The sequence below is a fragment of the Staphylococcus epidermidis genome (genome assembly GCF_006742205.1).
GTDB lineage: Bacteria > Bacillota > Bacilli > Staphylococcales > Staphylococcaceae > Staphylococcus > Staphylococcus epidermidis.
In genome coordinates, this window is record NZ_AP019721.1 from 114,508 (window position 1) to 140,683 (window position 26,176).

General features: G+C 34.6%; 18 protein-coding genes. 9 read left to right on the forward strand and 9 right to left on the reverse strand.

Annotated elements, in window-relative coordinates:
* Window positions 1-178: 178 nt before the first annotated feature.
* The 3 genes from FNL83_RS00610 to FNL83_RS00625 form a co-directional block, all read right to left on the reverse strand.
* Window positions 179-589 (reverse strand): DUF1433 domain-containing protein, encoded by a 411-nt coding sequence (locus FNL83_RS00610; protein ID WP_002437653.1) that lies wholly within the window; start codon window positions 587-589, stop codon window positions 179-181.
* A 539-nt stretch (window positions 590-1,128) separates the two neighbouring features.
* A complete protein-coding gene (locus tag FNL83_RS00620) occupies window positions 1,129-1,488 on the reverse strand; it encodes a hypothetical protein (RefSeq protein WP_001830474.1) in 360 nt (119 codons plus the stop codon).
* Between the two features lie 317 nt (window positions 1,489-1,805).
* The gene (locus FNL83_RS00625) at window positions 1,806-2,786 is read right to left on the reverse strand and encodes a tRNA dihydrouridine synthase (RefSeq protein WP_049387527.1); all 981 of its coding nucleotides are present in this window, start codon (window positions 2,784-2,786) and stop codon (window positions 1,806-1,808) included.
* Window positions 2,787-2,984: 198 nt separating this feature from the next.
* Here FNL83_RS00625 and lqo point away from each other — a divergent pair, with 198 nt between their 5' ends.
* Both lqo and FNL83_RS00645 read left to right on the forward strand, forming a co-directional pair.
* Window positions 2,985-4,469: an L-lactate dehydrogenase (quinone) gene (lqo, locus tag FNL83_RS00630; protein ID WP_002455958.1), complete on the forward strand. Its 1,485-nt coding sequence runs from the start codon at window positions 2,985-2,987 to the stop codon at window positions 4,467-4,469.
* A 772-nt stretch (window positions 4,470-5,241) separates the two neighbouring features.
* Window positions 5,242-6,009 (forward strand): SDR family NAD(P)-dependent oxidoreductase, encoded by a 768-nt coding sequence (locus FNL83_RS00645; RefSeq protein ID WP_002437663.1) that lies wholly within the window; start codon window positions 5,242-5,244, stop codon window positions 6,007-6,009.
* A gap of 582 nt (window positions 6,010-6,591) precedes the next feature.
* On the opposite strand, the gene FNL83_RS00650 is transcribed toward FNL83_RS00645, so the two are convergent.
* Together FNL83_RS00650 and FNL83_RS00655 are read right to left on the reverse strand one after the other, a co-directional pair.
* A protein-coding gene (locus FNL83_RS00650) for an IS3 family transposase (protein ID WP_099835063.1) occupies window positions 6,592-7,733 on the reverse strand; the annotation gives its coding sequence in 2 pieces (ribosomal slippage) (window positions 6,592-7,463 and window positions 7,463-7,733; 1,143 coding nt in all).
* 116 nt (window positions 7,734-7,849) lie between these two features.
* On the reverse strand, window positions 7,850-8,344 hold the full coding sequence (locus FNL83_RS00655) for an isoprenylcysteine carboxyl methyltransferase family protein (protein WP_002437668.1): 495 nt from the start codon (window positions 8,342-8,344) through the stop codon (window positions 7,850-7,852).
* Window positions 8,345-8,581: 237 nt separating this feature from the next.
* Here FNL83_RS00655 and uhpT point away from each other — a divergent pair, with 237 nt between their 5' ends.
* On the forward strand, window positions 8,582-9,961 hold the full coding sequence (gene uhpT / locus FNL83_RS00660; protein WP_002455961.1) for a hexose-6-phosphate:phosphate antiporter UhpT: 1,380 nt from the start codon (window positions 8,582-8,584) through the stop codon (window positions 9,959-9,961).
* 78 nt (window positions 9,962-10,039) lie between these two features.
* Here uhpT and FNL83_RS00665 read toward each other — a convergent pair whose 3' ends face one another.
* From FNL83_RS00665 to FNL83_RS00680, 4 genes are all read right to left on the reverse strand, one after another.
* Window positions 10,040-10,795, reverse strand: a complete 756-nt coding sequence (locus tag FNL83_RS00665; RefSeq protein ID WP_002455962.1) for a response regulator transcription factor HptR — start codon at window positions 10,793-10,795, stop codon at window positions 10,040-10,042.
* Window positions 10,796-10,806: 11 nt separating this feature from the next.
* A complete protein-coding gene (locus FNL83_RS00670; RefSeq protein WP_002437672.1) occupies window positions 10,807-12,345 on the reverse strand; it encodes a sensor histidine kinase in 1,539 nt (512 codons plus the stop codon).
* A complete protein-coding gene (locus FNL83_RS00675; RefSeq protein ID WP_002437673.1) occupies window positions 12,342-13,316 on the reverse strand; it encodes a hexose phosphate-binding lipoprotein HptA in 975 nt (324 codons plus the stop codon). The genes FNL83_RS00670 and FNL83_RS00675 overlap by 4 nt, the downstream gene beginning before the upstream one ends.
* Before the next feature lie 192 nt (window positions 13,317-13,508).
* Entirely contained in the window at window positions 13,509-13,850 is a 342-nt protein-coding gene (locus FNL83_RS00680; RefSeq protein WP_002437674.1) for a hypothetical protein, read from the reverse strand.
* A gap of 563 nt (window positions 13,851-14,413) precedes the next feature.
* Here FNL83_RS00680 and FNL83_RS00685 point away from each other — a divergent pair.
* From FNL83_RS00685 to bioA, 6 genes are all read left to right on the forward strand, one after another.
* On the forward strand, window positions 14,414-15,265 hold the full coding sequence (locus tag FNL83_RS00685; RefSeq protein WP_002455963.1) for a trypsin-like serine peptidase: 852 nt from the start codon (window positions 14,414-14,416) through the stop codon (window positions 15,263-15,265).
* A gap of 205 nt (window positions 15,266-15,470) precedes the next feature.
* Entirely contained in the window at window positions 15,471-15,623 is a 153-nt protein-coding gene (locus FNL83_RS00690) for a beta-class phenol-soluble modulin (protein ID WP_002437676.1), read from the forward strand.
* 418 nt (window positions 15,624-16,041) lie between these two features.
* On the forward strand, window positions 16,042-23,409 hold the full coding sequence (aap, locus tag FNL83_RS12140) for an accumulation-associated protein Aap (RefSeq protein WP_232045699.1): 7,368 nt from the start codon (window positions 16,042-16,044) through the stop codon (window positions 23,407-23,409).
* Window positions 23,410-23,665: 256 nt separating this feature from the next.
* Window positions 23,666-23,818 carry a beta-class phenol-soluble modulin gene (locus FNL83_RS00730; RefSeq protein WP_002437688.1) on the forward strand — a complete coding sequence of 51 codons (153 nt, stop codon included), beginning with the start codon at window positions 23,666-23,668 and terminating at the stop codon, window positions 23,816-23,818.
* A gap of 338 nt (window positions 23,819-24,156) precedes the next feature.
* Window positions 24,157-24,828, forward strand: a complete 672-nt coding sequence (gene bioD, locus FNL83_RS00740) for a dethiobiotin synthase (protein WP_002437691.1) — start codon at window positions 24,157-24,159, stop codon at window positions 24,826-24,828.
* On the forward strand, window positions 24,821-26,176 hold the full coding sequence (gene bioA / locus FNL83_RS00745; protein WP_002437694.1) for an adenosylmethionine--8-amino-7-oxononanoate transaminase: 1,356 nt from the start codon (window positions 24,821-24,823) through the stop codon (window positions 26,174-26,176). The genes bioD and bioA overlap by 8 nt, the downstream gene beginning before the upstream one ends.

Here is a 26,176-nt window from a genome sequence, read left to right on the forward strand (position 1 = left end):
TGTTTTTTATGATTGAATATGATAAATTTTATTTTAAAATTAAAGTTTTTCAAGAATATCTAAATGGTTAAAAAACAAAGTAAAAAAATCATCAAAGGCTTGCCTCCTAAAAAATTATAGAAGACAAGCCTTTAAAATATTACACTAAATTATACTTCTTGTGGTTCAGTATAAATTTTTAGCGTTCTTTCTTTTTGTCTAAATCTTTTTTGATTTCATTTGGGGATCTAGATTCATTAGCCGGTTTAAGCAATTTAAATATTTTAACGTCTGCTGTAAGTCCGCCTCCAAATTGATAATTGTTTTCAGGTGATGCAAATGCAACAAATTCATCTTCTTTATTGTTATTGATATAGCCTTCAATAATAGCATCACCCATTGGTCCCTGTTCTAAACTTGTGAAATGGACAGATTTGATAGTATTAGGTTTTTTGGTGTTGTATTTAAGATAAAGCGTGATACGTTCTTGTTGCTCTTTGTAGTAGATTTCTTTTTGTTTTGCTTTTTCGTCATATTTCATTTTGAGGTAGACACCTCCAAAAATGATTAATATAACACTAATAAAGATCAAGATTTTCTTTTTTGACATAGAGTAGCTACCTCTTATTTGTGATGAATGAGTGTAGGATTCATACATAATAAAGATTTGACATATGGAATACTTGCAGAAGAAGCATAATAATATTAGTTCTAAACTATCATGAATCAAAGTATCTAAATATCACATTCTATATACTAAATGCTTGGTATTAAAATAAGACAAGGTACATTTCATTAACTGTACTTTGACTAAACTTATGTTATACCTGTACTTTATATTCAACTTCACTTTTTTTCTTATCAAAATACGGTACAACAAATATTACAAATAAAGCACATCCAATAGCTAACAAAAAACCTAAATTTTCCAATTTATTCACTCCTTATTTTGTGTACAATATCAACACTATTATTCTTCAGAAATACTCTTAATTAATATTATTGCATCATCAAGTAACATACTGATACCTAATCGACCTGCTGATGAATCAAATTTGAAATAAGAATATTTAATTTTGCCACCAACTGACTATATGTTAAGAATTCTTTAGACATTTATTTGTGCTATAGTCCTTTCTTTATATATATTTATTGATATAACTTTATTGATTTAATAGTTGTCTTTTCTGGAAGGAAGTTATATTTAATATTGATTGTAAGTCCGACGGGTTTTTTATTAATATCTAAACGATAATAACCAATAGGCCCACCACCTTGGTTATCTGTCGCATTTTCGAAATCGGCTTTTTTTATAGTTTTTAAAAACTGATATGTCTGCTTATCTTTAGCAATCTTATGAAGTTGCTTTGTGTCATGATGTTGTATGGATTGATTTAATTGTTGTTCACTAGAGTGAATCACCCACATGTCGAAGAAGAAAAAGTTAATAACAACATAACTACAGGCTTGGATAAAGAGAATAACAACTATAAAAATCAATCTTTTCATTGATATGCACCTTATTTTTAATGAAATATTTGCTTCTTATATTTAATTTATCATAATATTGTTCAGTTTAACTTAAAATTCACGATGTTCAATATATATTCATCATTCTATATTTTGTATAAAAAGCATGGACTATATTTAACAGTTTGCTCATTTACTTTTCGGCCCACTATATGTTTAAGTAATCAGTCTAAAACTTATTTTTATGTCACTTTTGTAAATTGCTCGAGATTTACTACTACTTAATATTAAACAACCTCCCTCTGACTCAACAGGGGAGGTTCATTTATTGTTTATTATACTTACCGCTCGCATACTTATACTTCTGAACGTGCATCCATACGTGCTTCAAAAGTATCGAGTAGTTCTCTTGCTTCGGCAATGGATTGGGTGTTCATTAATTGATGGCGGAGTTCGCTAGCGCCTCTAATGCCGCGTACGTAGATTTTGAAGAATCTGCGTAAACTTTTGAAGTGTCGGGCTTCATCTTTATCATATTTTTCAAATAAAGAGAGATGTAAGCGTAATAAACCTAATAATTCTTTGCTTGAATGTTCGCGTGGTTCCTTTTCAAATGCGAATGGGTTATGGAAGATCCCTCTACCAATCATAATGCCATCAATACCATATTTATTTGCGAGTTCTAGACCAGTTTGTCTATCGGGGATATCACCATTGATAGTTAATAGTGTATTTGGCGCAATTTCATCACGTAATGTCTTGATTGCTTCGATTAATTCCCAGTGTGCATCTACTTTACTCATCTCTTTACGGGTACGTAGATGAATGGATAAATTTGCGATATCTTGTTCGAAGACGTGTTTTAACCAGTCTCGCCATTCATCGATATCGTAATAACCTAAACGTGTTTTTACACTGACCGGTAGACCACCTGCTTTAGAAGCTTGAATGATTTCGGCTGCCATTTCAGGTCGTAGAATTAAGCCGGATCCTTTACCTTTTTTCGCAACGTTTGCGACAGGGCAACCCATATTTAAATCTATACCTTTAAAGCCCATATCCGCTAAGCCGATACTCATTTCTCGGAATTGTTCTGGTTTATCGCCCCAGATGTGCGCTACCATTGGTTGTTCGTCGTCACTAAAAGTTAAGCGTCCGCGCACACTATGAATACCTTCAGGGTGACAGTAACTCTCAGTATTGGTAAATTCAGTAAAAAATACATCTGGTCTCGCAGCTTCACTGACAACATGCCGAAAGACAATATTTGTCACGTCTTCCATAGGTGCCAGAATAAAAAACGGACGTGGCAATGTACTCCAAAAATTTTCTTTCATGATTTATTTAAACCTTCTTTATAATAATGATCTCGAATTTTTACGCATGATGATATTACCACAAAACTCACATAGCTGACTACAACTTTTAAATAAATGATTACTGAGTTTTCGCGCTTAATTGTTTAATAAATGTTTAAAGTGGTAAAGTCTATATATGTACTATTTTAATATATAAATTTAGAAAGGAACATGCACATGAGTGAAGCAAATCATAAAAACATCGTTGTTGTAGGTGCAGGAATTATTGGTACGTCAGTAGCGACAATGCTTTCAAAAGTAAGTCCTAACTGGCATATCGATATGTTTGAAAGACTAGAAGGCGCTGGTATTGAAAGTTCAAATGAAAATAATAATGCTGGGACAGGCCATGCGGCATTATGTGAATTAAACTATACAGTTGAACAAGATGATGGTTCAATTGATGCATCTAAAGCGCAAGAAATTAATGAACAATTCGAATTATCTAGACAATTCTGGGGTAATTTAGTTAAAAATGGTGATATTTCTAATCCTGAAGAATTTATCCAACCATTACCTCATATCAGTTTCGTTATGGGACCAACAAACGTTAACTTTTTAAGAAAACGTTATGAAACACTAAAAACACTTCCAATGTTCGATACAATCGAATATACAGAAGACATGGAAACAATGAGAAAATGGATGCCATTAATGATGGAAAATCGTGAACCAGGTCATCAAATGGCAGCAAGTAAAATTGATGAAGGTACAGATGTGAACTATGGTGCGTTAACACGTAAGTTAGCACATTACTTAGAACAAAAATCTAATGTTTCATTAAAATACAATCATGATGTTGTAGATTTAACACAAAGAGAAGATGGCAAATGGGAAGTTGTCGTTGAAAATAGAGAAACTAAAGAAAAAGTAACTAAAATAGCAGATAAAGTGTTTATTGGTGCTGGCGGTCACTCTATTCCGTTATTACAAAAATCTGGCGTTAAACAAAGAGAACACCTAGGTGGTTTCCCAATCAGTGGTCAATTCTTAAGATGTACAAACCCAGATATTATTAAACAACATGCGGCTAAAGTTTACAGTAAAGAGCCTCAAGGTAAGCCACCAATGACTGTACCACACCTTGATACACGTTATATCAATGGTAAACAAACATTATTATTTGGTCCATATGCGAATATCGGCCCTAAATTCTTGAAATTCGGTTCAAATCTAGACTTATTCGAATCAATCAAACCATATAACATTACTACAATGTTGGCTTCAGCAGTTAAAAATGTACCTTTAATTAAATATTCAATTGATCAAATGATCAAAACTAAAGAAGGTTGTATGAACTATTTAAGAACATTTATTCCTGATGCTAAAGATGAAGATTGGGAACTTTACACTGCTGGTAAACGCGTTCAAGTTATTAAAGATAGTGAACAACACGGTAAAGGTTTCGTAGTATTTGGTACTGAAGTTGTCAATTCAGACGACAATTCTATGATTGCATTATTAGGTGAATCTCCAGGGGCTTCAACATCATTATCAGTTGTATTAGAAGTTTTAGAGAAAAACTTCGCTGATGACAAAGAAGCATGGGAACCTGTTGTTAAAGAAATGGTACCAACATACGGTCGTTCATTAATTAATGACGAAAAATTAATGAGAGAAACACGCCGTGAAACTTCTAAAAACTTACATTTAAATAGATAAGTATTTTAAAAATAGAATTATATGTCACGAAATAATGACATGATGTGTGCACCTCGTAGCATTAGGTAGAAAGTCTAATGTTACGGGGTGTTTTTTATAGGAAATAGGAAGGAGGTGCGATTTAATTGAATAAGGAAGTATGTGCGATAGTGAGGCATAAAGACAAAATGTGAACAATGTGATTTCATCTTAAAAATGAGAATGAAAGAGATGAATTAATGCGAAAATGTGAGGATAAACAAAGTGCTCAGTATTGAGTGTCTTATTATTTTAAAAGGTGAAACTCAAGTTCATTTTTGATGAAATTAATTGTTGAATATTTAAGTTGAACAAAAGAGTGTGAGTTCGTTTTATTATAAATAGCATTGATTTTTTATTAATTAAGTAAATAAAATAAAAACATTAATTTTATTGTTCGAGACATTTTGTTTTGGTACTATAATATTGTAGTTATTTGTTAAGTTTACAACAAAAATGATTGACGCATAACGTTGTTAAAACTAAGTATCTATCTTTGTTATTCGAAACCATCTTAATATGTGATATATTGAGACAGAATCATCATTCATTATCATAATTTTTAAAATTTGAAGTAAAATTCTTGCTTTCAAACATATCTTTGCAATGGTAATGAAGAACAATTTTAAATTGTGACACAGAAGTGATTTCAGATTTAAGGATTATCATACATAAGCTAATGAAAAATTGTTATTTTTTATGATATTTTCATGATTTTAAAAACAGTTTTGAAAATCGAGAAAGGTGATTGACGATGGTAAACATTATGGAAAAATTTAAATTAACTGGTAAGGTGGCAATGGTCATTGGAGGTGCAACTGGCATTGGTAAAGCTATGGCAGAGGCATTAGCACAAGCAGGGGCAAATATCGTTATCGCTGATTTGCAATCCAATATTGGTCAAGAAACAGCCACAACTATATCTACACAATCAGGTGTTAAAACCACATCATTAAAATTAGATATAACTCATTCAGATGAAGTAAATCAAATTGTTGATTATGTAGTAAGGGAATATGGAAAAATAGATATTCTTGTCAATAACGCTAGTATCTCAATTCAAGATGATACTGAAAATATTTCGTATGAAGAATGGTTAAAAGAAATCAATTTAAGCTTAAATGGAGCATTCTCTGTAGCGCAAACAGTAGGACGTCAAATGATTGAGAAGGGTAGTGGTTCGATAATTAATGTCTCTTCAGTATTAGGATTGATTGCTAATAAAACGCAAGACCAGAGCTCTTATGAAACGTCTAAAGCCGGTGTGACGATGCTGACTAAAAGCTTAGCTAGAGAATGGTCTAGATATGGAATTAAAGTAAATGCAATTGCCCCTGGTTACATGAGAACAATCGAAACGGAAAAGATACTAAATGATAATACTGAAACAAATACAACGCCTATGGAACGAGTAGGTGAGCCTGAAGAATTAGCTGGAATAACAGTTTATCTTGCTTCTGATGCATCATCGTTTACTCAAGGTAGTGTATTTAATATTGATGGCGGTTATTCAGCATTATAATATCAGTAATAGTTGAGAATGTGAAGATACAAATTAATAGGAGTCTTTATCTACCTTTAATATTGTATTAACAATTGAATCGTTTTTGTGTATTATTTTTTAGTAAATATATTTAATCGAAAGCATCGAATTTGTTTGGTAAATAAGAACAGAGTGACTTTGTAATCATCATTCAATCTATTGAGTATGTTTCATATCAGAGTATTTAAATATTGACAAATCTCAAGATTTAATATTGGGATTTATCTTTTTTGTTTAGGAGAAGATGATTTTAGCGCTTTAAATGTCTATTGATACCCAATCAAAGTTAATATGGGTTGTTGATACAAAGGTAAGTGTTCAGGTTGTCTGACGTAAGACATAGGGCACACTAAAAATGTGCATCCTTATTCCTAACAGTAACGTTATATCTAGCAAACGGGTTTATCGAAACGTTATAATAAAATCATCAGTTATATCCTTGCGATAAAAAATACCTACAATCATGTATGTTTATATGCCGCACTTTTCAAAAATTCACTTTAAAGATGTGGCATAAGGCACTGAACCCTTAAAACGGGAACTTAATAAAAACACCATGTTCTAGGCTATTAATTCTCTGTATTTTACTGGGGATAAGTAGCCTAGTTTTTGTTGAATTCGATTATTATTATAGTTTTTAATGTACTTTTCGACAATATCTATTACAATATGATTAGAGCGATTAAGCTCATTATTGATGTAAAAAGTTTCAGACTTTAGCGAGGAATGGAAACTTTCTATCGGGGCGTTATCGGCAGGTGTTCCCTTTCGGGACATACTTCTGATAATGCCTTTTTCTTCGCACAATTGATAATAAGCATAAGATGTATAAACGCTGCCTTGATCACTATGTAATATACAACCTTCAGGTATATCGATTTGATTTAATGTATCATTAACTAAACTTTGGTCTTGTTTATCATCTATTTTATACGCCACAATTTCTCCGTTATAAATATCCATTATCGAAGATAAATACAACATAGAATGACCAAATGGTAAATAAGTAATATCGGTTGTTAATACTTCCATTGGACAACTCGCTTTAAATTGTCTTTGTAATAAATTGTCCGTTTTATAATACGGTTTACCTATTCTTGTCGTCTTTTTAGGTCTAACTCGGCAGTTCAAATGATGCTTCTGCATCATTCTCTGTACTCTCTTATGATTAATTGGTGATGTATAACATTGATTAATCAATGCTGTAATCTTACGATAACCGTAGGTATAGTGGTTAGCTTTACATAATTCAATGACTTTTTGTGTTACGGTATCATTTTTATAGGTTTTGTTTTTCCATCGGTAATATGTTGATTTAGGTATGTTTAATACTTCTAGTATCAATTTGATTGAATATTTTACTTTTAATTGATCCACTAAATCTATGACTACTGTTGGTACCACTTCCTTTCCAATGCCTTGTACTTTTTTAAAATATCCAATTCTATATCTTTTCTCTTATTTTCTAATTTTAATTGTTCTACTTCTGACAGCTCTTCTAATCCTTTACCGTAGGTATATTGTTTACCAACTTGTTGTGAAAATCTATAACTTTCCCCATTTCGATACCATCGCCACCAAGTTTTCACTTGCGTCCTATTTCTAATATTTAATTCTTTCATAATTTCTTTTGTTGAAAATCCTGCTGCTTTCATTTCAACTGCTTTATACTTTGTTTCTACTGAATAAGAAGCTCTTTTCATAGAAAAAAACCTCCGTATGATTCATTTTAATATGAATTCAACGAAAGTGTTTTTATATAATTCCCACAAATTGGGGTCAGTCTAATAATGAATTTCGTGATTGTAGGCTTTTTATTTTATATATTCATTAATTTCTCTTCTTGACGGATACGTACAATTAAAAAATAAGCATATGGAACTAATAAGAGTGTTGTGTATGTAGCATTTGTTAGTAGTAATACACCAATTAATTCGGGAATGATATTTAAAAAATAGTTTGGATGTTTCGTTACTTTATATAACCCTGACTTAATAATAGGGTGATTGGGCAGTATAAATAATTTCAAAGTCCAAATACGACCTAATGTCTTAATAACTATAAATAGCATGATATAAGCGATGATCAATATGATTAAGCCAATGCCGTTAAGTAGACTAAATGTATCCTTACGAATGAATGCTTCTATAGCTGCACTCATGTAAATCAACACGTGAGTAATGGCTAGAAATTTTGAATTTTTAATACCATATTCCACGGCTCCATCTACCTTTAGCTGTTTTGCATGTTGCATTAATATCTTTAAGCTGATGAGTCGAATACAGAAAAAGATAAATAAGATAGTTAAAATCATGATGTCCTCCATTGTTTGTTATATAAATGTTCTTTTGCTCATACAATACAAAGTATTTTATATAGAAAATGTTTCAAATGCCATTAACTATTTATTAACTTTAGCACTAACTCACAACTCTTCTAACACCTCACATATTAAGTTCAGTTTTTTGGATAATTTAATACTTTTAAGGATATTAAGCGCTTACATTAATGTGATATATTTTTTTTAACGAAAATGATAGGGGTGTTAGGGATGAACTTTTTTGATATTCATAAAATACCAAACAAAGGGATACCATTAGCTGTACAACGCAAATTATGGCTTAGAAACTTTATGCAAGCGTTTTTTGTCGTATTCTTTGTTTACATGGCGATGTATTTAATTCGAAACAATTTTAAAGCGGCACAACCGTTATTAAAAGAAGAAATCGGATTATCAACATTAGAACTGGGTTATATAGGATTAGCGTTTAGTATTACTTACGGTTTAGGAAAAACATTACTCGGTTATTTTGTCGATGGTCGTAATACGAAGCGTATTATTTCCTTCTTATTAATATTATCTGCGATTACAGTACTTATTATGGGATTTGTATTAAGTTACTTCGGCTCTGTGATGGGACTATTAATTGTACTGTGGGGGCTTAACGGTATATTTCAATCTGTGGGTGGGCCTGCAAGTTATTCAACGATTTCAAGGTGGGCACCTCGAACAAAGCGTGGACGTTATTTAGGATTTTGGAATACATCACATAACATTGGTGGTGCAATTGCTGGCGGTGTCGCACTCTGGGGTGCGAATACATTTTTCCACGGTAATGTCGTTGGGATGTTTATTTTTCCTTCTATTATCGCTTTAATCATTGGAATCGTGACATTATTTATTGGGAAAGATGATCCAGAAGAATTAGGTTGGAATCGTGCTGAAGAAATTTGGGAAGAGCCTATCGATCAAGAAAATATTGATTCTCAAGGTATGACTAAATGGGATATCTTTAAAAAATATATCCTGGGAAATCCAGTGATTTGGATTTTGTGTATCTCAAATGTTTTCGTATATATCGTGCGTATTGGTATTGATAATTGGGCGCCGCTATACGTATCAGAGCATTTACACTTTAATAAGGGTGACGCGGTTAATACTATTTTCTACTTTGAAATAGGAGCATTAGTAGCCAGTTTATTATGGGGTTATATCTCAGACCTTTTAAAAGGACGTCGTGCGATTGTAGCGATTGGATGTATGTTTATGATTACCTTTGTTGTGCTGTTTTATACGAACGCAACAAGTGTGACAATGGTCAATATTTCTCTATTTGCATTAGGCGCTTTAATCTTCGGTCCACAGTTACTCATTGGTGTATCTCTGACTGGCTTTGTTCCTAAAAATGCAATTAGTGTCGCTAACGGTATGACAGGTTCATTCGCATATCTATTCGGGGATTCAATGGCTAAAGTGGGTCTGGCTGCAATCGCTGATCCAACACGTAATGGTCTAAATATTTTTGGGTATACGTTGAGTGGTTGGACAGATGTCTTTATTGTATTCTATGTAGCTTTATTCTTAGGAATGATACTATTAGCCATTGTTGCTTATTACGAAGAAAAGAAAATTAGAAAATTAAAAATTTAAGATTAAGTGAATTTAAATATATACTCCCTACTATAAATTTTGTCATTATGGTAGGGAGCTTTTTCGTGATTGATTGCACTATTTTGATAGCTTATTATAATCACTTGGTGACATATGTAAATATTTTTTAAAATGATAGCAAAACATCTTATACTCAGAAAAACCTACTTTTTCAGCAATTTCATAATGCTTGTAGTGCTGGTCTAAAAGATGTAATGATTTTAAAATACGATAACGATTTAAATAATCAACTATCGTAATGCCTACATGTTCTTTAAACGTCCTCATGGCGTATGACTCACTTACAACAATAGGATTAATTAAGTCAAGAACAGTCACTTTCTTGTGATAATGTTGCTTGATTTGAGACAAAATTTGATTGACATAATAGTCATCGTAATCAATTTTTAATAATGGTTGAAAGGCAGTATAATATGCCGCGTCATCATTGGTAGAATGTGGACGTTCTAATAACCTTTGAACTAATATGTCTAGAATATGCTCTAATTGAGTGTGGTCTACTGGCTTTAGTAAATAATCAAGAACATGGTGTTGAATGCCGGCTTTCATATATTCGAAGTCGTCATAACTAGATAAAATGATAACTTGGCAATCAAGGTCTTTGATGTCATCTAGTAGGTCAACACCATTTTTTCGAGGCATTCGTATATCAGTAATGACGAGTTCAGGTTGATGTTGGCGAATTAAAGACAATGCTTCTACGCCGTCTGTGGCAGTGTAAATAGTTGTAAAATGATATTCCTTCCATGGAATCATTTGTTTTAAACCTTGTCGTATAATCCGTTCATCATCACAAATAACTACTTTAAACATCTTTATTCCTCCTAGACAAGTGGTATTTGGTAACACATTAATGTCCCTTGCTGGCTTCTTGAGAAAATGTGCAGACGTGCATATGTTCCATATTGAATCATGGCTCTATTATGTAAATGATTTAAACCTAGGTGTGTCGTATCAAAAACATCGTGATGAAGGGATTGGCGCACGTGTTCTAAATGTGATGGAGACATACCGATGCCATTATCATGAACCAGAATATGTAATTTGCGCTTCGTAAGTCTGATACGAATTGTTATCTTTAAAGGTTCACTATCACGACCATGCTTGATGGCATTTTCTACGAGTGGTTGAAGCATCATCTTACCAATTGTTTGATGTTGTACACCCTCAGTAGCATCGATGTAAAGCTGTATCATATCATCGAAGCGGATATTTTGTATGGCAACATACTGCTCAATGTAGCTTAATTCTTCTGCTAATTTGACTGTGTGCGATGCTGTGCGTAGAGAATAACGTAGCATTTGTGATAGTTGTTGTATGACTGTTTGTGCTACTTTGGGTGAAAGAGGAATTAAATATTGTATCGTTTGCATCGTATTGAATAAGAAATGGGGTTGAAATTGTCGCTCAATTTCTTTTAATTGTATATCACGTAAACGACGTTCGGTCTGTTCAATAGATTGTATTAATTGCTCATTTGATTCAAACAAGTCATAGATATAATTATTTATTTCCTCTAACTCACTATGTTTTTTTAACGGTTCGTAACTACCAAGATGTCGATTTTTAGCATCATCAATTTTTCGGACAATCGCTTCAATATCTTCAGATTGGCGCTTTGCCATTCTATCAGCGCTTATATATCCAAAAATAACAAGCAGAATAAGAACAACACCCATGACAACTAGTAATGCAATTCCATCTTCAATGGTTTCATGAATATCTTTATATATAATAAGATGCGCATGATGAGAATTGAGTTTTAAAGACTCGTTTATAAACCCAAACTGTGGTGGTTGATATTTTTGACCGATAGAGAATCGGTCGTCATTTGTATATAAAACAGTATCATATGAATCAACAATGAGTGCAGATTGTCCACTATTTTTCTTAATGTTTTTAAGTAGTGGTGTGCTTGACATATATATTTTAAGGATATAAGTATCGTCTTTAAAATCAATTCGATATTTTGATATTAAATACATCTTTGTTGTGTCTAATTGTTCATAATTGTTTGTGAAAGATTGTGAAGAACCTTTTAAATCGTAATACAATATCGCAGGTTGTTGATGGACTTGTTTTAATAGTTGGCGTTTCATCTTTGTGATATCAGTTGGATGTGATAAATCAACATGACGCCATTGTTTTTGTTGCTGCGTAACAAACGTATGAAAATGTTTGTCGATACGTTGTAATTCGGTTTGAGTTTGATAGGTATGCTGATGAATGGTGCGATGTTCGACCCATATATAAATAGCATAAAAGCTTATTAAACCAATAATCATCACCATAAATACTGGGAAAATCGTTGAGGCAAATAGCGAACGCCTTAATTGATGTCGGTACGGCTTATAGGTCTTCATTGAATCATCTCCAAAAATTGATGATGTGGAATATTGGATACACGTGATTGTGGGATTAGTGGAATATGATCCAAGTTTTCAATAGATGAGTGATTTGTTTCAGTCACGTCTTTACGTATTGATTTAGCATCAAATTCTTCTGCCAAACGTTGTTGTACAGAACGGCTTGTTAAATATTGTACTAACTTTTTACGTTTGGGATGAGGTTGTGCATTGTTAACTAAAGCAATACCATCTACATTTAACATCGTCCCCTCAGTAGGGTAAATGATTGAGATAGGGTATCCTTTTTGTTTCCACGTTCTAGCATCTTGTTCATAACTCAATCCAGCGTAATAAGCACCTTTAGCCACCTTTTCAATCACTTGAGAACTTTTAGATAACTGTACAGCATGGTGTTGAAATTGATGAACATCGCTTACTTGGTGACGCATATGATACATCGCACGCATATGTTGGTATCCTGTCGTCGTAGAATGAGGATTAGAATAAACGACACGCCCCTTTAGTGAAGACTGAAGTAAGTCTTTATATCCATGAATAGTCATATCACCTTGTAAATCTGTATTCACTACAATTACTGTTGGCATCAATAGAAAGCTCGTGACTAATGGGTTGTTAGAGCGATAATCCTCTATTTGTTTCAGTGTAGAACGATTATGGTAAGGAACAAAATCTTCTTGATGATCTATCATCTCTGATAACACGCCACCCACAAAGACATCCCCACGTTTAGAAAGTGCTTCTTTGTGAATATTAGATAGTAATACTTGAGTTGAGCCATGTTTGATTTCAACTTTCACATGTTCTCGCTTTTCAAAATCATTTAAAATCGGACGAATTAAATGTGATGGATAAGGAGAATAAACAATCAACGTACGTAAAGGATGAGGTGATTGTGAAGTCGATGTTGGAGCGCATGCTATCAGAAAAATGAGTAATAATAACAACGTATAAAGTTTAACTTTCATAATATCCCATCAATTCTATGTATTTTTATTACAACAATTTTACCAATAAATACGACATAAGTAATGTTAAATATTTTGCAATATTTGTAAGGGAGATGCAGGACTCATCAATATGTATTAAAAGTCTAGGATGACAAATTCTCATGAATTCATCGTCCTAGACTTATGTTTGGAATTGAGACAAGTATGAACTTAAGAAGACGTATTGTCTTGTATAAGATCTAAAATACTGTGATAGACACGTTGGTTATTATGATGATCTGTATAATCGAATATGCTTGATAGATTTTGATGCTCCATATTTTTAGGATTTTTAATATTATCTTCAATTAAAGAAATTAACTCTTTCTCTGTATGTGCTATATCGCCAATAAATGTATCTTTACTATTAAATTTATCCAAACAATAATCTTTGTTTTTAAAATCATTTTCAGTTATATGGTAATGTTTGTTCAATAATTCTAGTGAAATTCTTTCGTAATTTTGTGATTTTAAAACTCCATATTCCTTATTAAAAAAATTAATTTTAAGCATTTGTGCATCTCCTAAAATCTTAAATATTAATATATTTATAATATAAACTAATCATGCAATTGTTGGTTTATCTATAGAAACCAACCTAAAATAAGATTATAGCATAATAATGAAGTGCGCTATATATATATAAAATATGTAAAATTTAGACTTTCAAATTTTTGTAAAACTTTAATTATAGTATATAGTTCGTTAGAAAGGATTCTTTTGAATAATAATGGTATATTCAATTGTTTGTATGTTTGAAAAGTTTTATTAAGCTTACCAATATCAAAAGGTATGTAGTTAAACTCGATAACTATTGATAGTAAAGGGGTATTAAAAAAATTGTGTGAAGTGTGGAGAAAGAAACCCTTAATTACTGTGATAGTATGCTTATATACAAGAATTTTACGACACAGTTTTTTGAAAAAGGCACACTATCAAAAATTCAAATATATCATTATAATAAATGTTGTGGAAAATATAATATATTAAGGTTACTATCTTTTTGAACTGATACAGAAAATAAATTTTTAATAATTAGTATGTACTTTAATTTAAAAATAAAAAGGATGAATAAAATGAAATTTAAAAAATCACTCATAACAGCTTTAGCAACCATAACTTTGGTACCATCATTGATGATTTTAGATACACAGCATGAGGCAAAAGCAGTAGGAAATTATTATTACAATGGCATGGAAGATCATAATGCGAGTGCTGCATATCATAAAGCGAAGAAAGTTGATAATAGTCAAATAGTCATAAAACGTTATAACTATGCGCATAAAAATAAATATAAAGCAGTAGGAAGAGTATCGAACATGGATGGTTGGAAAGGTCCAGGCAAAGATAGTATGGGAACAGGATTTATGGTAGGCAATCATACGTTTGTAACCAATGCACATGTTGTAGATAAGAAAAATGGTCAAAGAACGAGTCCGAGTAAAATAAAATTTCAATTAAACAGAGACGGTAAAAAGATACCCTATCAATTTCATGCTAAAAAGATATATAAAATCCCTTCATACGATATGGTTGTCGTTGAAACTAAAGAAAATATGGCTCAAAAAGCTAACGTGCAACCACTTAAACTTGCAACCAATCAAAAAATTAAGAGTTTAAAATTTAACAAGAAATTATATTCTTTAGGATATCCAGTGATGAACGGGAACAATACATATGCATACTGGAATAAGTTACGTTTTTTACAAGAAGCATCGAATAAATCAGAACTCATGACAAAAGATAAATTTAGAGCTGGTGATTCAGGATCTCCTATGGTAGATAGCCAGTACGTTGTTTATGGGGTTCGTACGTATGGATATAATTTAAGAGGTAGTTCTAATCATCCTTATGCCCAACAAGAAGTTGCAGGTGCAGAATCATTATATGGTAATCCAAGAGATTTTATTCTTAAGCATAATAAGTAATACCACTCAAGATAATTCTACAATGCATTGCAGAATTGTTGAAACCCCTTATTAATTGTGTGCTAATATATAAAATTAAAGTATAAATCAAAATTACGTATAATGAACGATTGAGTTATTTACAAAAGTTTAAAATTGAGTTTAATTTGTATTAAAAAAGCAATGCTATTCTATAGATAACTTAATTAGGAGGAGGGAATACAACGTGGAACATGTTTCTAAATTAGCTGAAGCTATAGCTAATACTGTATCAGCAGCACAAGCAGAAGATGGTGCTGAGTTAGCAAAAAGTATCGTTAATATCGTAGCGAATGCTGGCGGTATTATTCAAGACATTGCACATGCATTCGGTTACTAAGTTATCACTTACATAATCTATTCATACTAACTACGTTTTATAAATAGAGCTAGATGCCTATAGGTATCTAGCTTTTTTGTATTTAATATTCATTTACTTGTAATTACAATACCATCATAAAGCTGTCTCTTTTTAACATTATTATTGATTATTCAAATGCTTGTAGTTTTATAAGTCGCATTATTATTTTTAAATATTTTCACTATTGAATGGATTTTGATCTTCTTTATAAAAAATAAATAAAAGGTTTAAAGTTAAATAAAATTTAAAAAATAATAATTTATACAAAATGCTATTTTTTTAATCATAAATAATATGTAAAGTATTGCGTTAAAATGTAAAAGAAGGTAACATTACATACTAGATACATAAAATATATGTATCTTACATTTAAAATTAAATACATGGGAGGTATAATATGGGCAAACGTAGACAAGGTCCTATTAATAAAAAAGTGGATTTTTTACCTAACAAATTAAACAAGTATTCTATAAGAAAATTCACTGTTGGTACGGCCTCAATATTACTTGGTTCGACACTTATTTTTGGAAGTAGTAGCCATGAAGCGAAAGCTGCAGAAGAAAAACAAGTTGATCCAATTACACAAGCTAATCAAAATGATAGTAGTGAAAGATCACTTGAAAACACAAATCAACCTACTGTAAACAATGAAGCACCACAGATGTCTTCTACATTGCAAGCAGAAGAAGGAAGCAATGCAGAAGCACCTCAATCTGAGCCAACGAAGGCAGAAGAAGGAGGCAATGCAGAAGCAGCTCAATCTGAGCCAACGAAGGCAGAAGAAGGAGGCAATGCAGAAGCACCTCAATCTGAGCCAACGAAGGCAGAAGAAGGAGGCAATGCAGAAGCACCTCAATCTGAGCCAACGAAGGCAGAAGAAGGAGGCAATGCAGAAGCACCTCAATCTGAGCCAACGAAGGCAGAAGAAGGAGGCAATGCAGAAGCAGCTCAATCTGAGCCAACGAAGACAGAAGAAGGAAGCAACGTAAAAGCAGCTCAATCTGAGCCAACGAAGGCAGAAGAAGGAAGCAATGCAGAAGCACCTCAATCTGAGCCAACGAAGACAGAAGAAGGAAGCAACGCAAAAGCAGCTCAATCTGAGCCAACGAAGGCAGAAGAAGGAGGCAATGCAGAAGCAGCTCAATCTGAGCCAACGAAGACAGAAGAAGGAAGCAATGCAGAAGCACCTCAATCTGAGCCAACGAAGACAGAAGAAGGAGGCAATGCAGAAGCACCGAATGTTCCAACTATCAAAGCTAATTCAGATAATGATACACAAACACAATTTTCAGAAGCCCCTACAAGAAATGACCTAGCTAGAAAAGAAGATATCCCTGCTGTTTCTAAAAACGAGGAATTACAATCATCACAACCAAACACTGACAGTAAAATAGAACCTACAACTTCAGAACCTGTGAATTTAAATTATAGTTCTCCGTTTATGTCCTTATTAAGCATGCCTGCTGATAGTTCATCCAATAACACTAAAAATACAATAGATATACCGCCAACTACGGTTAAAGGTAGAGATAATTACGATTTTTACGGTAGAGTAGATATCGAAAGTAATCCTACAGATTTAAATGCGACAAATTTAACGAGATATAATTATGGACAGCCACCTGGTACAACAACAGCTGGTGCAGTTCAATTTAAAAATCAAGTTAGTTTTGATAAAGATTTCGACTTTAACATTAGAGTAGCAAACAATCGTCAAAGTAATACAACTGGTGCAGATGGTTGGGGCTTTATGTTCAGCAAGAAAGATGGGGATGATTTCCTAAAAAACGGTGGTATCTTACGTGAAAAAGGTACACCTAGTGCAGCTGGTTTCAGAATTGATACAGGATATTATAATAACGATCCATTAGATAAAATACAGAAACAAGCTGGTCAAGGCTATAGAGGGTATGGGACATTTGTTAAAAATGACTCCCAAGGTAATACTTCTAAAGTAGGATCAGGTACTCCATCAACAGATTTTCTTAACTACGCAGATAATACTACTAATGATTTAGATGGTAAATTCCATGGTCAAAAATTAAATAATGTTAATTTGAAATATAATGCTTCAAATCAAACTTTTACAGCTACTTATGCTGGTAAAACTTGGACGGCTACGTTATCTGAATTAGGATTGAGTCCAACTGATAGTTACAATTTTTTAGTTACATCAAGTCAATATGGAAATGGTAATAGTGGTACATACGCAAGTGGCGTTATGAGAGCTGATTTAGATGGTGCAACATTGACATACACTCCTAAAGCAGTCGATGGAGATCCAATTATATCAACTAAGGAAATACCATTTAATAAGAAACGTGAATTTGATCCAAACTTAGCCCCAGGTACAGAAAAAGTAGTCCAAAAAGGTGAACCAGGAATTGAAACAACAACAACACCAACTTATGTCAATCCTAATACAGGAGAAAAAGTTGGCGAAGGTGAACCAACAGAAAAAATAACAAAACAACCAGTGGATGAAATCGTTCATTATGGTGGCGAAGAAATCAAGCCAGGCCATAAGGATGAATTTGATCCAAATGCACCGAAAGGTAGTCAAACAACGCAACCAGGTAAGCCGGGGGTTAAAAATCCTGATACAGGCGAAGTAGTTACTCCACCTGTGGATGATGTGACAAAATATGGTCCAGTTGATGGAGATCCGATCACGTCAACGGAAGAAATTCCATTCGACAAGAAACGTGAATTCAATCCTGATTTAAAACCAGGTGAAGAGCGTGTTAAACAAAAAGGTGAACCAGGAACAAAAACAATTACAACACCAACAACTAAGAACCCATTAACAGGGGAAAAAGTTGGCGAAGGTGAACCAACAGAAAAAATAACAAAACAACCAGTAGATGAAATCACAGAATATGGTGGCGAAGAAATCAAGCCAGGCCATAAGGATGAATTTGATCCAAATGCACCGAAAGGTAGCCAAGAGGACGTTCCAGGTAAACCAGGAGTTAAAAACCCTGATACAGGCGAAGTAGTCACACCACCAGTGGATGATGTGACAAAATATGGTCCAGTTGATGGAGATCCGATCACGTCAACGGAAGAAATTCCATTCGACAAGAAACGTGAATTCAATCCTGATTTAAAACCAGGTGAAGAGCGCGTTAAACAGAAAGGTGAACCAGGAACAAAAACAATTACAACACCAACAACTAAGAACCCATTAACAGGGGAAAAAGTTGGCGAAGGTGAACCAACAGAAAAAGTAACAAAACAACCAGTAGATGAAATCACAGAATATGGTGGCGAAGAAATCAAGCCAGGCCATAAGGATGAATTTGATCCAAATGCACCGAAAGGTAGCCAAGAGGACGTTCCAGGTAAACCAGGAGTTAAAAATCCTGATACAGGCGAAGTAGTTACTCCACCAGTGGATGATGTGACAAAATATGGTCCAGTTGATGGAGATCCGATTACGTCAACGGAAGAAATTCCGTTTGATAAAAAACGCGAATTTGATCCAAACTTAGCGCCAGGTACAGAGAAAGTCGTTCAAAAAGGTGAACCAGGAACAAAAACAATTACAACACCAACAACTAAGAACCCATTAACAGGGGAAAAAGTTGGCGAAGGTGAACCAACAGAAAAAGTAACAAAACAACCAGTGGATGAAATCGTTCATTATGGTGGCGAAGAAATCAAGCCAGGCCATAAGGATGAATTTGATCCAAATGCACCGAAAGGTAGCCAAGAGGACGTTCCAGGTAAACCAGGAGTTAAAAACCCTGATACAGGCGAAGTAGTTACTCCACCAGTGGATGATGTGACAAAATATGGTCCAGTTGATGGAGATCCGATTACGTCAACGGAAGAAATTCCGTTTGATAAAAAACGCGAATTTGATCCAAACTTAGCGCCAGGTACAGAGAAAGTCGTTCAAAAAGGTGAACCAGGAACAAAAACAATTACAACACCAACAACTAAGAACCCATTAACAGGGGAAAAAGTTGGCGAAGGTGAACCAACAGAAAAAGTAACAAAACAACCAGTGGATGAAATCGTTCATTATGGTGGCGAAGAAATCAAGCCAGGCCATAAGGATGAATTTGATCCAAATGCACCGAAAGGTAGCCAAGAGGACGTTCCAGGTAAACCAGGAGTTAAAAATCCTGATACAGGCGAAGTAGTCACACCACCAGTGGATGATGTGACAAAATATGGTCCAGTTGATGGAGATCCGATTACGTCAACGGAAGAAATTCCATTCGACAAGAAACGTGAATTCAATCCTGATTTAAAACCAGGTGAAGAGCGTGTTAAACAGAAAGGTGAACCAGGAACAAAAACAATTACAACACCAACAACTAAGAACCCATTAACAGGGGAAAAAGTTGGCGAAGGTGAACCAACAGAAAAAATAACAAAACAACCAGTAGATGAAATCACAGAATATGGTGGCGAAGAAATCAAGCCAGGCCATAAAGATGAATTTGATCCAAATGCACCGAAAGGTAGTCAAACAACGCAACCAGGTAAGCCAGGAGTTAAAAATCCTGATACAGGCGAAGTAGTCACACCACCAGTGGATGATGTGACAAAATATGGTCCAGTTGATGGAGATCCGATTACGTCAACGGAAGAAATTCCATTCGACAAGAAACGTGAATTCAATCCTGATTTAAAACCAGGTGAAGAGCGTGTTAAACAAAAAGGTGAACCAGGAACAAAAACAATTACAACACCAACAACTAAGAACCCATTAACAGGGGAAAAAGTTGGCGAAGGTGAACCAACAGAAAAAATAACAAAACAACCAGTAGATGAAATCACAGAATATGGTGGCGAAGAAATCAAGCCAGGCCATAAGGATGAATTTGATCCGAACGCACCGAAAGGTAGCCAAGAGGACGTTCCAGGTAAACCAGGAGTTAAAAATCCTGATACAGGCGAAGTAGTCACACCACCAGTGGATGATGTGACAAAATATGGTCCAGTTGATGGAGATCCGATTACGTCAACGGAAGAAATTCCATTCGACAAGAAACGTGAATTCAATCCTGATTTAAAACCAGGTGAAGAGCGTGTTAAACAGAAAGGTGAACCAGGAACAAAAACAATTACAACACCAACAACTAAGAACCCATTAACAGGGGAAAAAGTTGGCGAAGGTGAACCAACAGAAAAAATAACAAAACAACCAGTAGATGAAATCACAGAATATGGTGGCGAAGAAATCAAGCCAGGCCATAAGGATGAATTTGATCCGAACGCACCGAAAGGTAGCCAAGAGGACGTTCCAGGTAAGCCAGGAGTTAAAAATCCTGATACAGGCGAAGTAGTCACACCACCAGTGGATGATGTGACAAAATATGGTCCAGTTGATGGAGATCCGATTACGTCAACGGAAGAAATTCCGTTTGATAAAAAACGCGAATTTGATCCAAACTTAGCGCCAGGTACAGAGAAAGTCGTTCAAAAAGGTGAACCAGGAACAAAAACAATTACAACACCAACAACTAAGAACCCATTAACAGGGGAAAAAGTTGGCGAAGGTGAACCAACAGAAAAAATAACAAAACAACCAGTAGATGAAATCACAGAATATGGTGGCGAAGAAATCAAGCCAGGCCATAAGGATGAATTTGATCCGAACGCACCGAAAGGTAGCCAAGAGGACGTTCCAGGTAAACCAGGAGTTAAAAATCCTGATACAGGCGAAGTAGTCACACCACCAGTGGATGATGTGACAAAATATGGTCCAGTTGATGGAGATCCGATTACGTCAACGGAAGAAATTCCGTTTGATAAAAAACGCGAATTTGATCCAAACTTAGCGCCAGGTACAGAGAAAGTCGTTCAAAAAGGTGAACCAGGAACAAAAACAATTACAACACCAACAACTAAGAACCCATTAACAGGAGAAAAAGTTGGCGAAGGTGAACCAACAGAAAAAATAACAAAACAACCAGTGGATGAGATCGTTCATTATGGTGGCGAAGAAATCAAGCCAGGCCATAAGGATGAATTTGATCCGAACGCACCGAAAGGTAGTCAAACAACGCAACCAGGTAAGCCAGGAGTTAAAAATCCTGATACAGGCGAAGTAGTCACACCACCAGTGGATGATGTGACAAAATATGGTCCAGTTGATGGAGATCCGATTACGTCAACGGAAGAAATTCCGTTTGATAAAAAACGCGAATTTGATCCAAACTTAGCGCCAGGTACAGAGAAAGTCGTTCAAAAAGGTGAACCAGGAACAAAAACAATTACAACGCCAACAACTAAGAACCCATTAACAGGGGAAAAAGTTGGTGAAGGTGAACCAACAGAAAAAATAACAAAACAACCAGTGGATGAGATCGTTCATTATGGTGGCGAAGAAATCAAGCCAGGCCATAAGGATGAATTTGATCCAAACGCACCGAAAGGTAGCCAAGAGGACGTTCCAGGTAAACCAGGAGTTAAAAATCCTGATACAGGCGAAGTAGTCACACCACCAGTGGATGATGTGACAAAATATGGTCCAGTTGATGGAGATCCGATTACGTCAACGGAAGAAATTCCGTTTGATAAAAAACGCGAATTTGATCCAAACTTAGCGCCAGGTACAGAGAAAGTCGTTCAAAAAGGTGAACCAGGAACAAAAACAATTACAACGCCAACAACTAAGAACCCATTAACAGGAGAAAAAGTTGGCGAAGGTGAACCAACAGAAAAAATAACAAAACAACCAGTGGATGAGATTGTTCATTATGGTGGTGAACAAATACCACAAGGTCATAAAGATGAATTTGATCCAAATGCACCTGTAGATAGTAAAACTGAAGTTCCAGGTAAACCAGGAGTTAAAAATCCTGATACAGGTGAAGTTGTTACCCCACCAGTGGATGATGTGACAAAATATGGTCCGAAAGTTGGTAATCCAATCACATCAACGGAAGAGATTCCATTTGATAAGAAACGTGTATTTAATCCTGATTTAAAACCAGGTGAAGAGCGCGTTAAACAAAAAGGTGAACCAGGAACAAAAACAATTACAACACCAATATTAGTTAATCCTATTACAGGAGAAAAAGTTGGCGAAGGTAAATCAACAGAAAAAGTCACTAAACAACCTGTTGACGAAATTGTTGAGTATGGTCCAACAAAAGCAGAACCAGGTAAACCAGCGGAACCAGGTAAACCAGCGGAACCAGGTACGCCAGCAGAACCAGGTAAACCAGCGGAACCAGGTACGCCAGCAGAACCAGGTAAACCAGCGGAACCAGGTAAACCAGCGGAACCAGGTAAACCAGCGGAACCAGGTACGCCAGCAGAACCAGGTAAACCAGCGGAACCAGGTACGCCAGCAGAACCAGGTAAACCAGCGGAACCAGGTAAACCAGCGGAACCAGGTAAACCAGCGGAACCAGGTACGCCAGCAGAACCAGGTACGCCAGCAGAACCAGGTAAACCAGCGGAACCAGGTACGCCAGCAGAACCAGGTAAACCAGCGGAACCAGGTACGCCAGCAGAACCAGGTAAACCAGCGGAACCAGGTACGCCAGCAGAACCAGGTAAACCAGCGGAATCAGGTAAACCAGTGGAACCAGGTAAACCAGTGGAACCAGGTACGCCAGCACAATCAGGTGCACCAGAACAACCAAATAGATCAATGCATTCAACAGATAATAAAAATCAATTACCTGATACAGGTGAAAATCGTCAAGCTAATGAGGGAACTTTAGTCGGATCTCTATTAGCAATTGTCGGATCATTGTTCATATTTGGTCGTCGTAAAAAAGGTAATGAAAAATAATTTCATATAAAAACTTTCTGCCATTAACTTATTAGTTAATGGCAGTTTTGGTATATGATTATTAAGTATTGAAGTTATTGTGTTAAAACATTTTGAGGGTTAATTGTAAAACTCATATTATTAATTGCCGCTCAATTCAAGGCAATTAAAACATATTGTTTGAAATTAATTTGTGAATTTAGTCGATAGAGTGTTAGATTATTCTCAAATGAGTGTTATTCTACCATTGAATACGAAATGAGGGAGGGATAACTTAATGGAACACGTTTCTAAATTAGGCGAAGCGATTGTGGATACAGTAACAGCAGCACAAGCAGAAGATGGTGCTGAATTAGCAAAAAGTATCGTTAACATCGTAGCTAATGCAGGTGGCATCATTCAAGATATTGCTCACGCATTTGGTTATTAATATTGATACGCATATGAATGATTTTATTTATAATCATCTGGGACATCAATGATAGTCTCAGGTGTATTTTTTTGCAATAATCGCCATTGCTAGAATGAATCTTCTAATTGTCCTCTTATACAAATTATTTCTATCCTTATTTTGTAACAATGAATTCAAAAATTATGTTTATCTTCACATCTAAAATATGTAGCACGTACCATTTCTCGAAATTCTTTTACTTTCCTCATTTAATCACACACTTTACCTACTTATTGTTATCACTTGCAACCTTCATATTCTAAATGTAAACTTTAAAATGTAATAAGTTTACATTAAAGATAGGTGACATGATAAACATGAATATATTTGTAACTGGAACGAATACTGACATCGGTAAAACGTATGTCACTAAATATCTCTATAAAGCATTAAGAACGAGGGGATATCGGGTATGTATTTTCAAACCTTTTCAAACTGAAGAAATTGGTGGAGGTAGATACCCAGATTTAGAAATTTATAAAAACGAATGCGATTTAGACTATGACGTTACGTCTCTTTACACATTCAAAGATCCAGTTTCACCACATTTAGCATTCAAAATTGAAAGGCATCAGCAATTGAACCATCAAACAATGATAGACAAACTCGAATCACTAAAAGCACAATTCGATATGATTCTCATTGAAGGTGCGGGCGGTATTGCAGTGCCTATCTATGAATACAGTGACCATTTTTATATGACAACAGATTTAATTAAAGACACATCGGATTTCATTGTGAGTGTCTTACCTTCAAAGTTAGGTGCGATTAATGATGCCATCGTTCACCAGAAATATATTGATCATCAAGAACTTCCCCCGAACGTGGTAATCATGAATAACTATACTGATAGTGCTATTGAACAGGATAATTTACATACCATTGAAAAATTAATACACAAGTCTGTTTATACGTTAGGTCATCAAGCGACTCAAGAAAGCTTTTCCGAAGCATTTATACAACGAATTATAGGAGGATCCAATGGCTAATACACGAGAGTTAAATCATAAAGATGCACAGTATGTATGGCACCCATTCACACAGATGGGAGTCTATGCTAAAAATGACAATATTATTATTGAAAAAGGTCGCGGAAGTTATTTATACGATACTGAAGGTAATAAATATTTAGATGGTTATGCGTCATTATGGGTCAATGTGCATGGACATCAGCATAAAAAGTTAAATAAAGCTATTCATAAACAACTTGATAAGATTGCCCATTCTACGCTATTAGGTTCGTCTAATATTCCATCGATTGAGCTAGCCGAACAGTTAGTCAAATTAACACCAGATAGATTACAAAAAGTGTTTTACTCCGATACAGGGAGTGCGTCGGTAGAGATTGCTATTAAGATGGCTTATCAATATTGGAAGAATATCGATGCTGAACGATATGCGAAGAAGAATAAATTTCTTACATTACATCATGGATATCATGGAGATACAATAGGTTCTGTTAGCGTTGGTGGTATCGATAGTTTCCACAAAATTTTTAAAGACCTTATTTTTGAAAATATACAAATAGAAACACCGTGTTTATATAAAAGTAAGTACCGCAATGAAGCGGAAATGCTTAATTCAATACTGAATCAAATTGAAAATATATTATCTGAGAGAAATGATGAAATAGTAGGATTTATTCTAGAGCCACTTATACAAGGTGCAACAGGTTTATTCGTTCATCCGCATGGTTTTTTGAAAGCTGTAGAACAGTTATGTAGAAAATATGATGTATTACTAATTTGTGATGAAGTAGCTGTTGGTTTCGGACGTACGGGAGAAATGTTTGCTTGTAACCATGAAGATGTACAACCAGATATTATGTGTCTGGGTAAGGCGATTACAGGTGGTTATTTACCGTTAGCGGCAACTTTAACATCTCAAAAGATATATGATGCTTTTTTAAGTCAGAGTCACGGTAAGAATACGTTTTTCCACGGTCATACATATACAGGTAATCAGTTAGTTTGTTCCGTAGCACTTGAGAATATTAATCTTTTTAAAAAGAAGCATCTGATTGGGCACATTCAAAAGACATCTCAAACATTAAAGCAACGCTTAGAGGCACTTCAACCTCATAAAAATATTGGAGATATTAGAGGGCGGGGATTAATGTATGGTGTGGAATTAGTTGAAAACAAATCAACGCAGACACCACTCGATATTCCAACTGTAGAACTGATTATACGTCGATGTAAAGAGAATGGATTGATGATTCGTAATTTGGAAAATGTCATCACTTTCGTACCTATTTTAAGTATGTCTAATAAAGAAATTAAAAAAATGGTTAAAATTTTCAACAAAGCCTTACATCAAACATTGGGTAAGAAGTAA

What these genes read in the sequence shown, in the direction of transcription:
- FNL83_RS00610 (WP_002437653.1), bottom strand. Translation starts at nt 589, where the DNA reads ATGTCAAAAAAGAAAATCTTGATCTTTATTAGTGTTATATTAATCATT.
- FNL83_RS00620 (WP_001830474.1), bottom strand. Translation starts at nt 1,488, where the DNA reads ATGAAAAGATTGATTTTTATAGTTGTTATTCTCTTTATCCAAGCCTGT.
- FNL83_RS00625 (WP_049387527.1), bottom strand. Translation starts at nt 2,786, where the DNA reads ATGAAAGAAAATTTTTGGAGTACATTGCCACGTCCGTTTTTTATTCTG.
- lqo (WP_002455958.1), top strand. Translation starts at nt 2,985, where the DNA reads ATGAGTGAAGCAAATCATAAAAACATCGTTGTTGTAGGTGCAGGAATT.
- FNL83_RS00645 (WP_002437663.1), top strand. Translation starts at nt 5,242, where the DNA reads ATGGTAAACATTATGGAAAAATTTAAATTAACTGGTAAGGTGGCAATG.
- FNL83_RS00655 (WP_002437668.1), bottom strand. Translation starts at nt 8,344, where the DNA reads ATGATTTTAACTATCTTATTTATCTTTTTCTGTATTCGACTCATCAGC.
- uhpT (WP_002455961.1), top strand. Translation starts at nt 8,582, where the DNA reads ATGAACTTTTTTGATATTCATAAAATACCAAACAAAGGGATACCATTA.
- FNL83_RS00665 (WP_002455962.1), bottom strand. Translation starts at nt 10,795, where the DNA reads ATGTTTAAAGTAGTTATTTGTGATGATGAACGGATTATACGACAAGGT.
- FNL83_RS00670 (WP_002437672.1), bottom strand. Translation starts at nt 12,345, where the DNA reads ATGAAGACCTATAAGCCGTACCGACATCAATTAAGGCGTTCGCTATTT.
- FNL83_RS00675 (WP_002437673.1), bottom strand. Translation starts at nt 13,316, where the DNA reads ATGAAAGTTAAACTTTATACGTTGTTATTATTACTCATTTTTCTGATA.
- FNL83_RS00680 (WP_002437674.1), bottom strand. Translation starts at nt 13,850, where the DNA reads ATGCTTAAAATTAATTTTTTTAATAAGGAATATGGAGTTTTAAAATCA.
- FNL83_RS00685 (WP_002455963.1), top strand. Translation starts at nt 14,414, where the DNA reads ATGAAATTTAAAAAATCACTCATAACAGCTTTAGCAACCATAACTTTG.
- aap (WP_232045699.1), top strand. Translation starts at nt 16,042, where the DNA reads ATGGGCAAACGTAGACAAGGTCCTATTAATAAAAAAGTGGATTTTTTA.
- FNL83_RS00730 (WP_002437688.1), top strand. Translation starts at nt 23,666, where the DNA reads ATGGAACACGTTTCTAAATTAGGCGAAGCGATTGTGGATACAGTAACA.
- bioD (WP_002437691.1), top strand. Translation starts at nt 24,157, where the DNA reads ATGAATATATTTGTAACTGGAACGAATACTGACATCGGTAAAACGTAT.
- bioA (WP_002437694.1), top strand. Translation starts at nt 24,821, where the DNA reads ATGGCTAATACACGAGAGTTAAATCATAAAGATGCACAGTATGTATGG.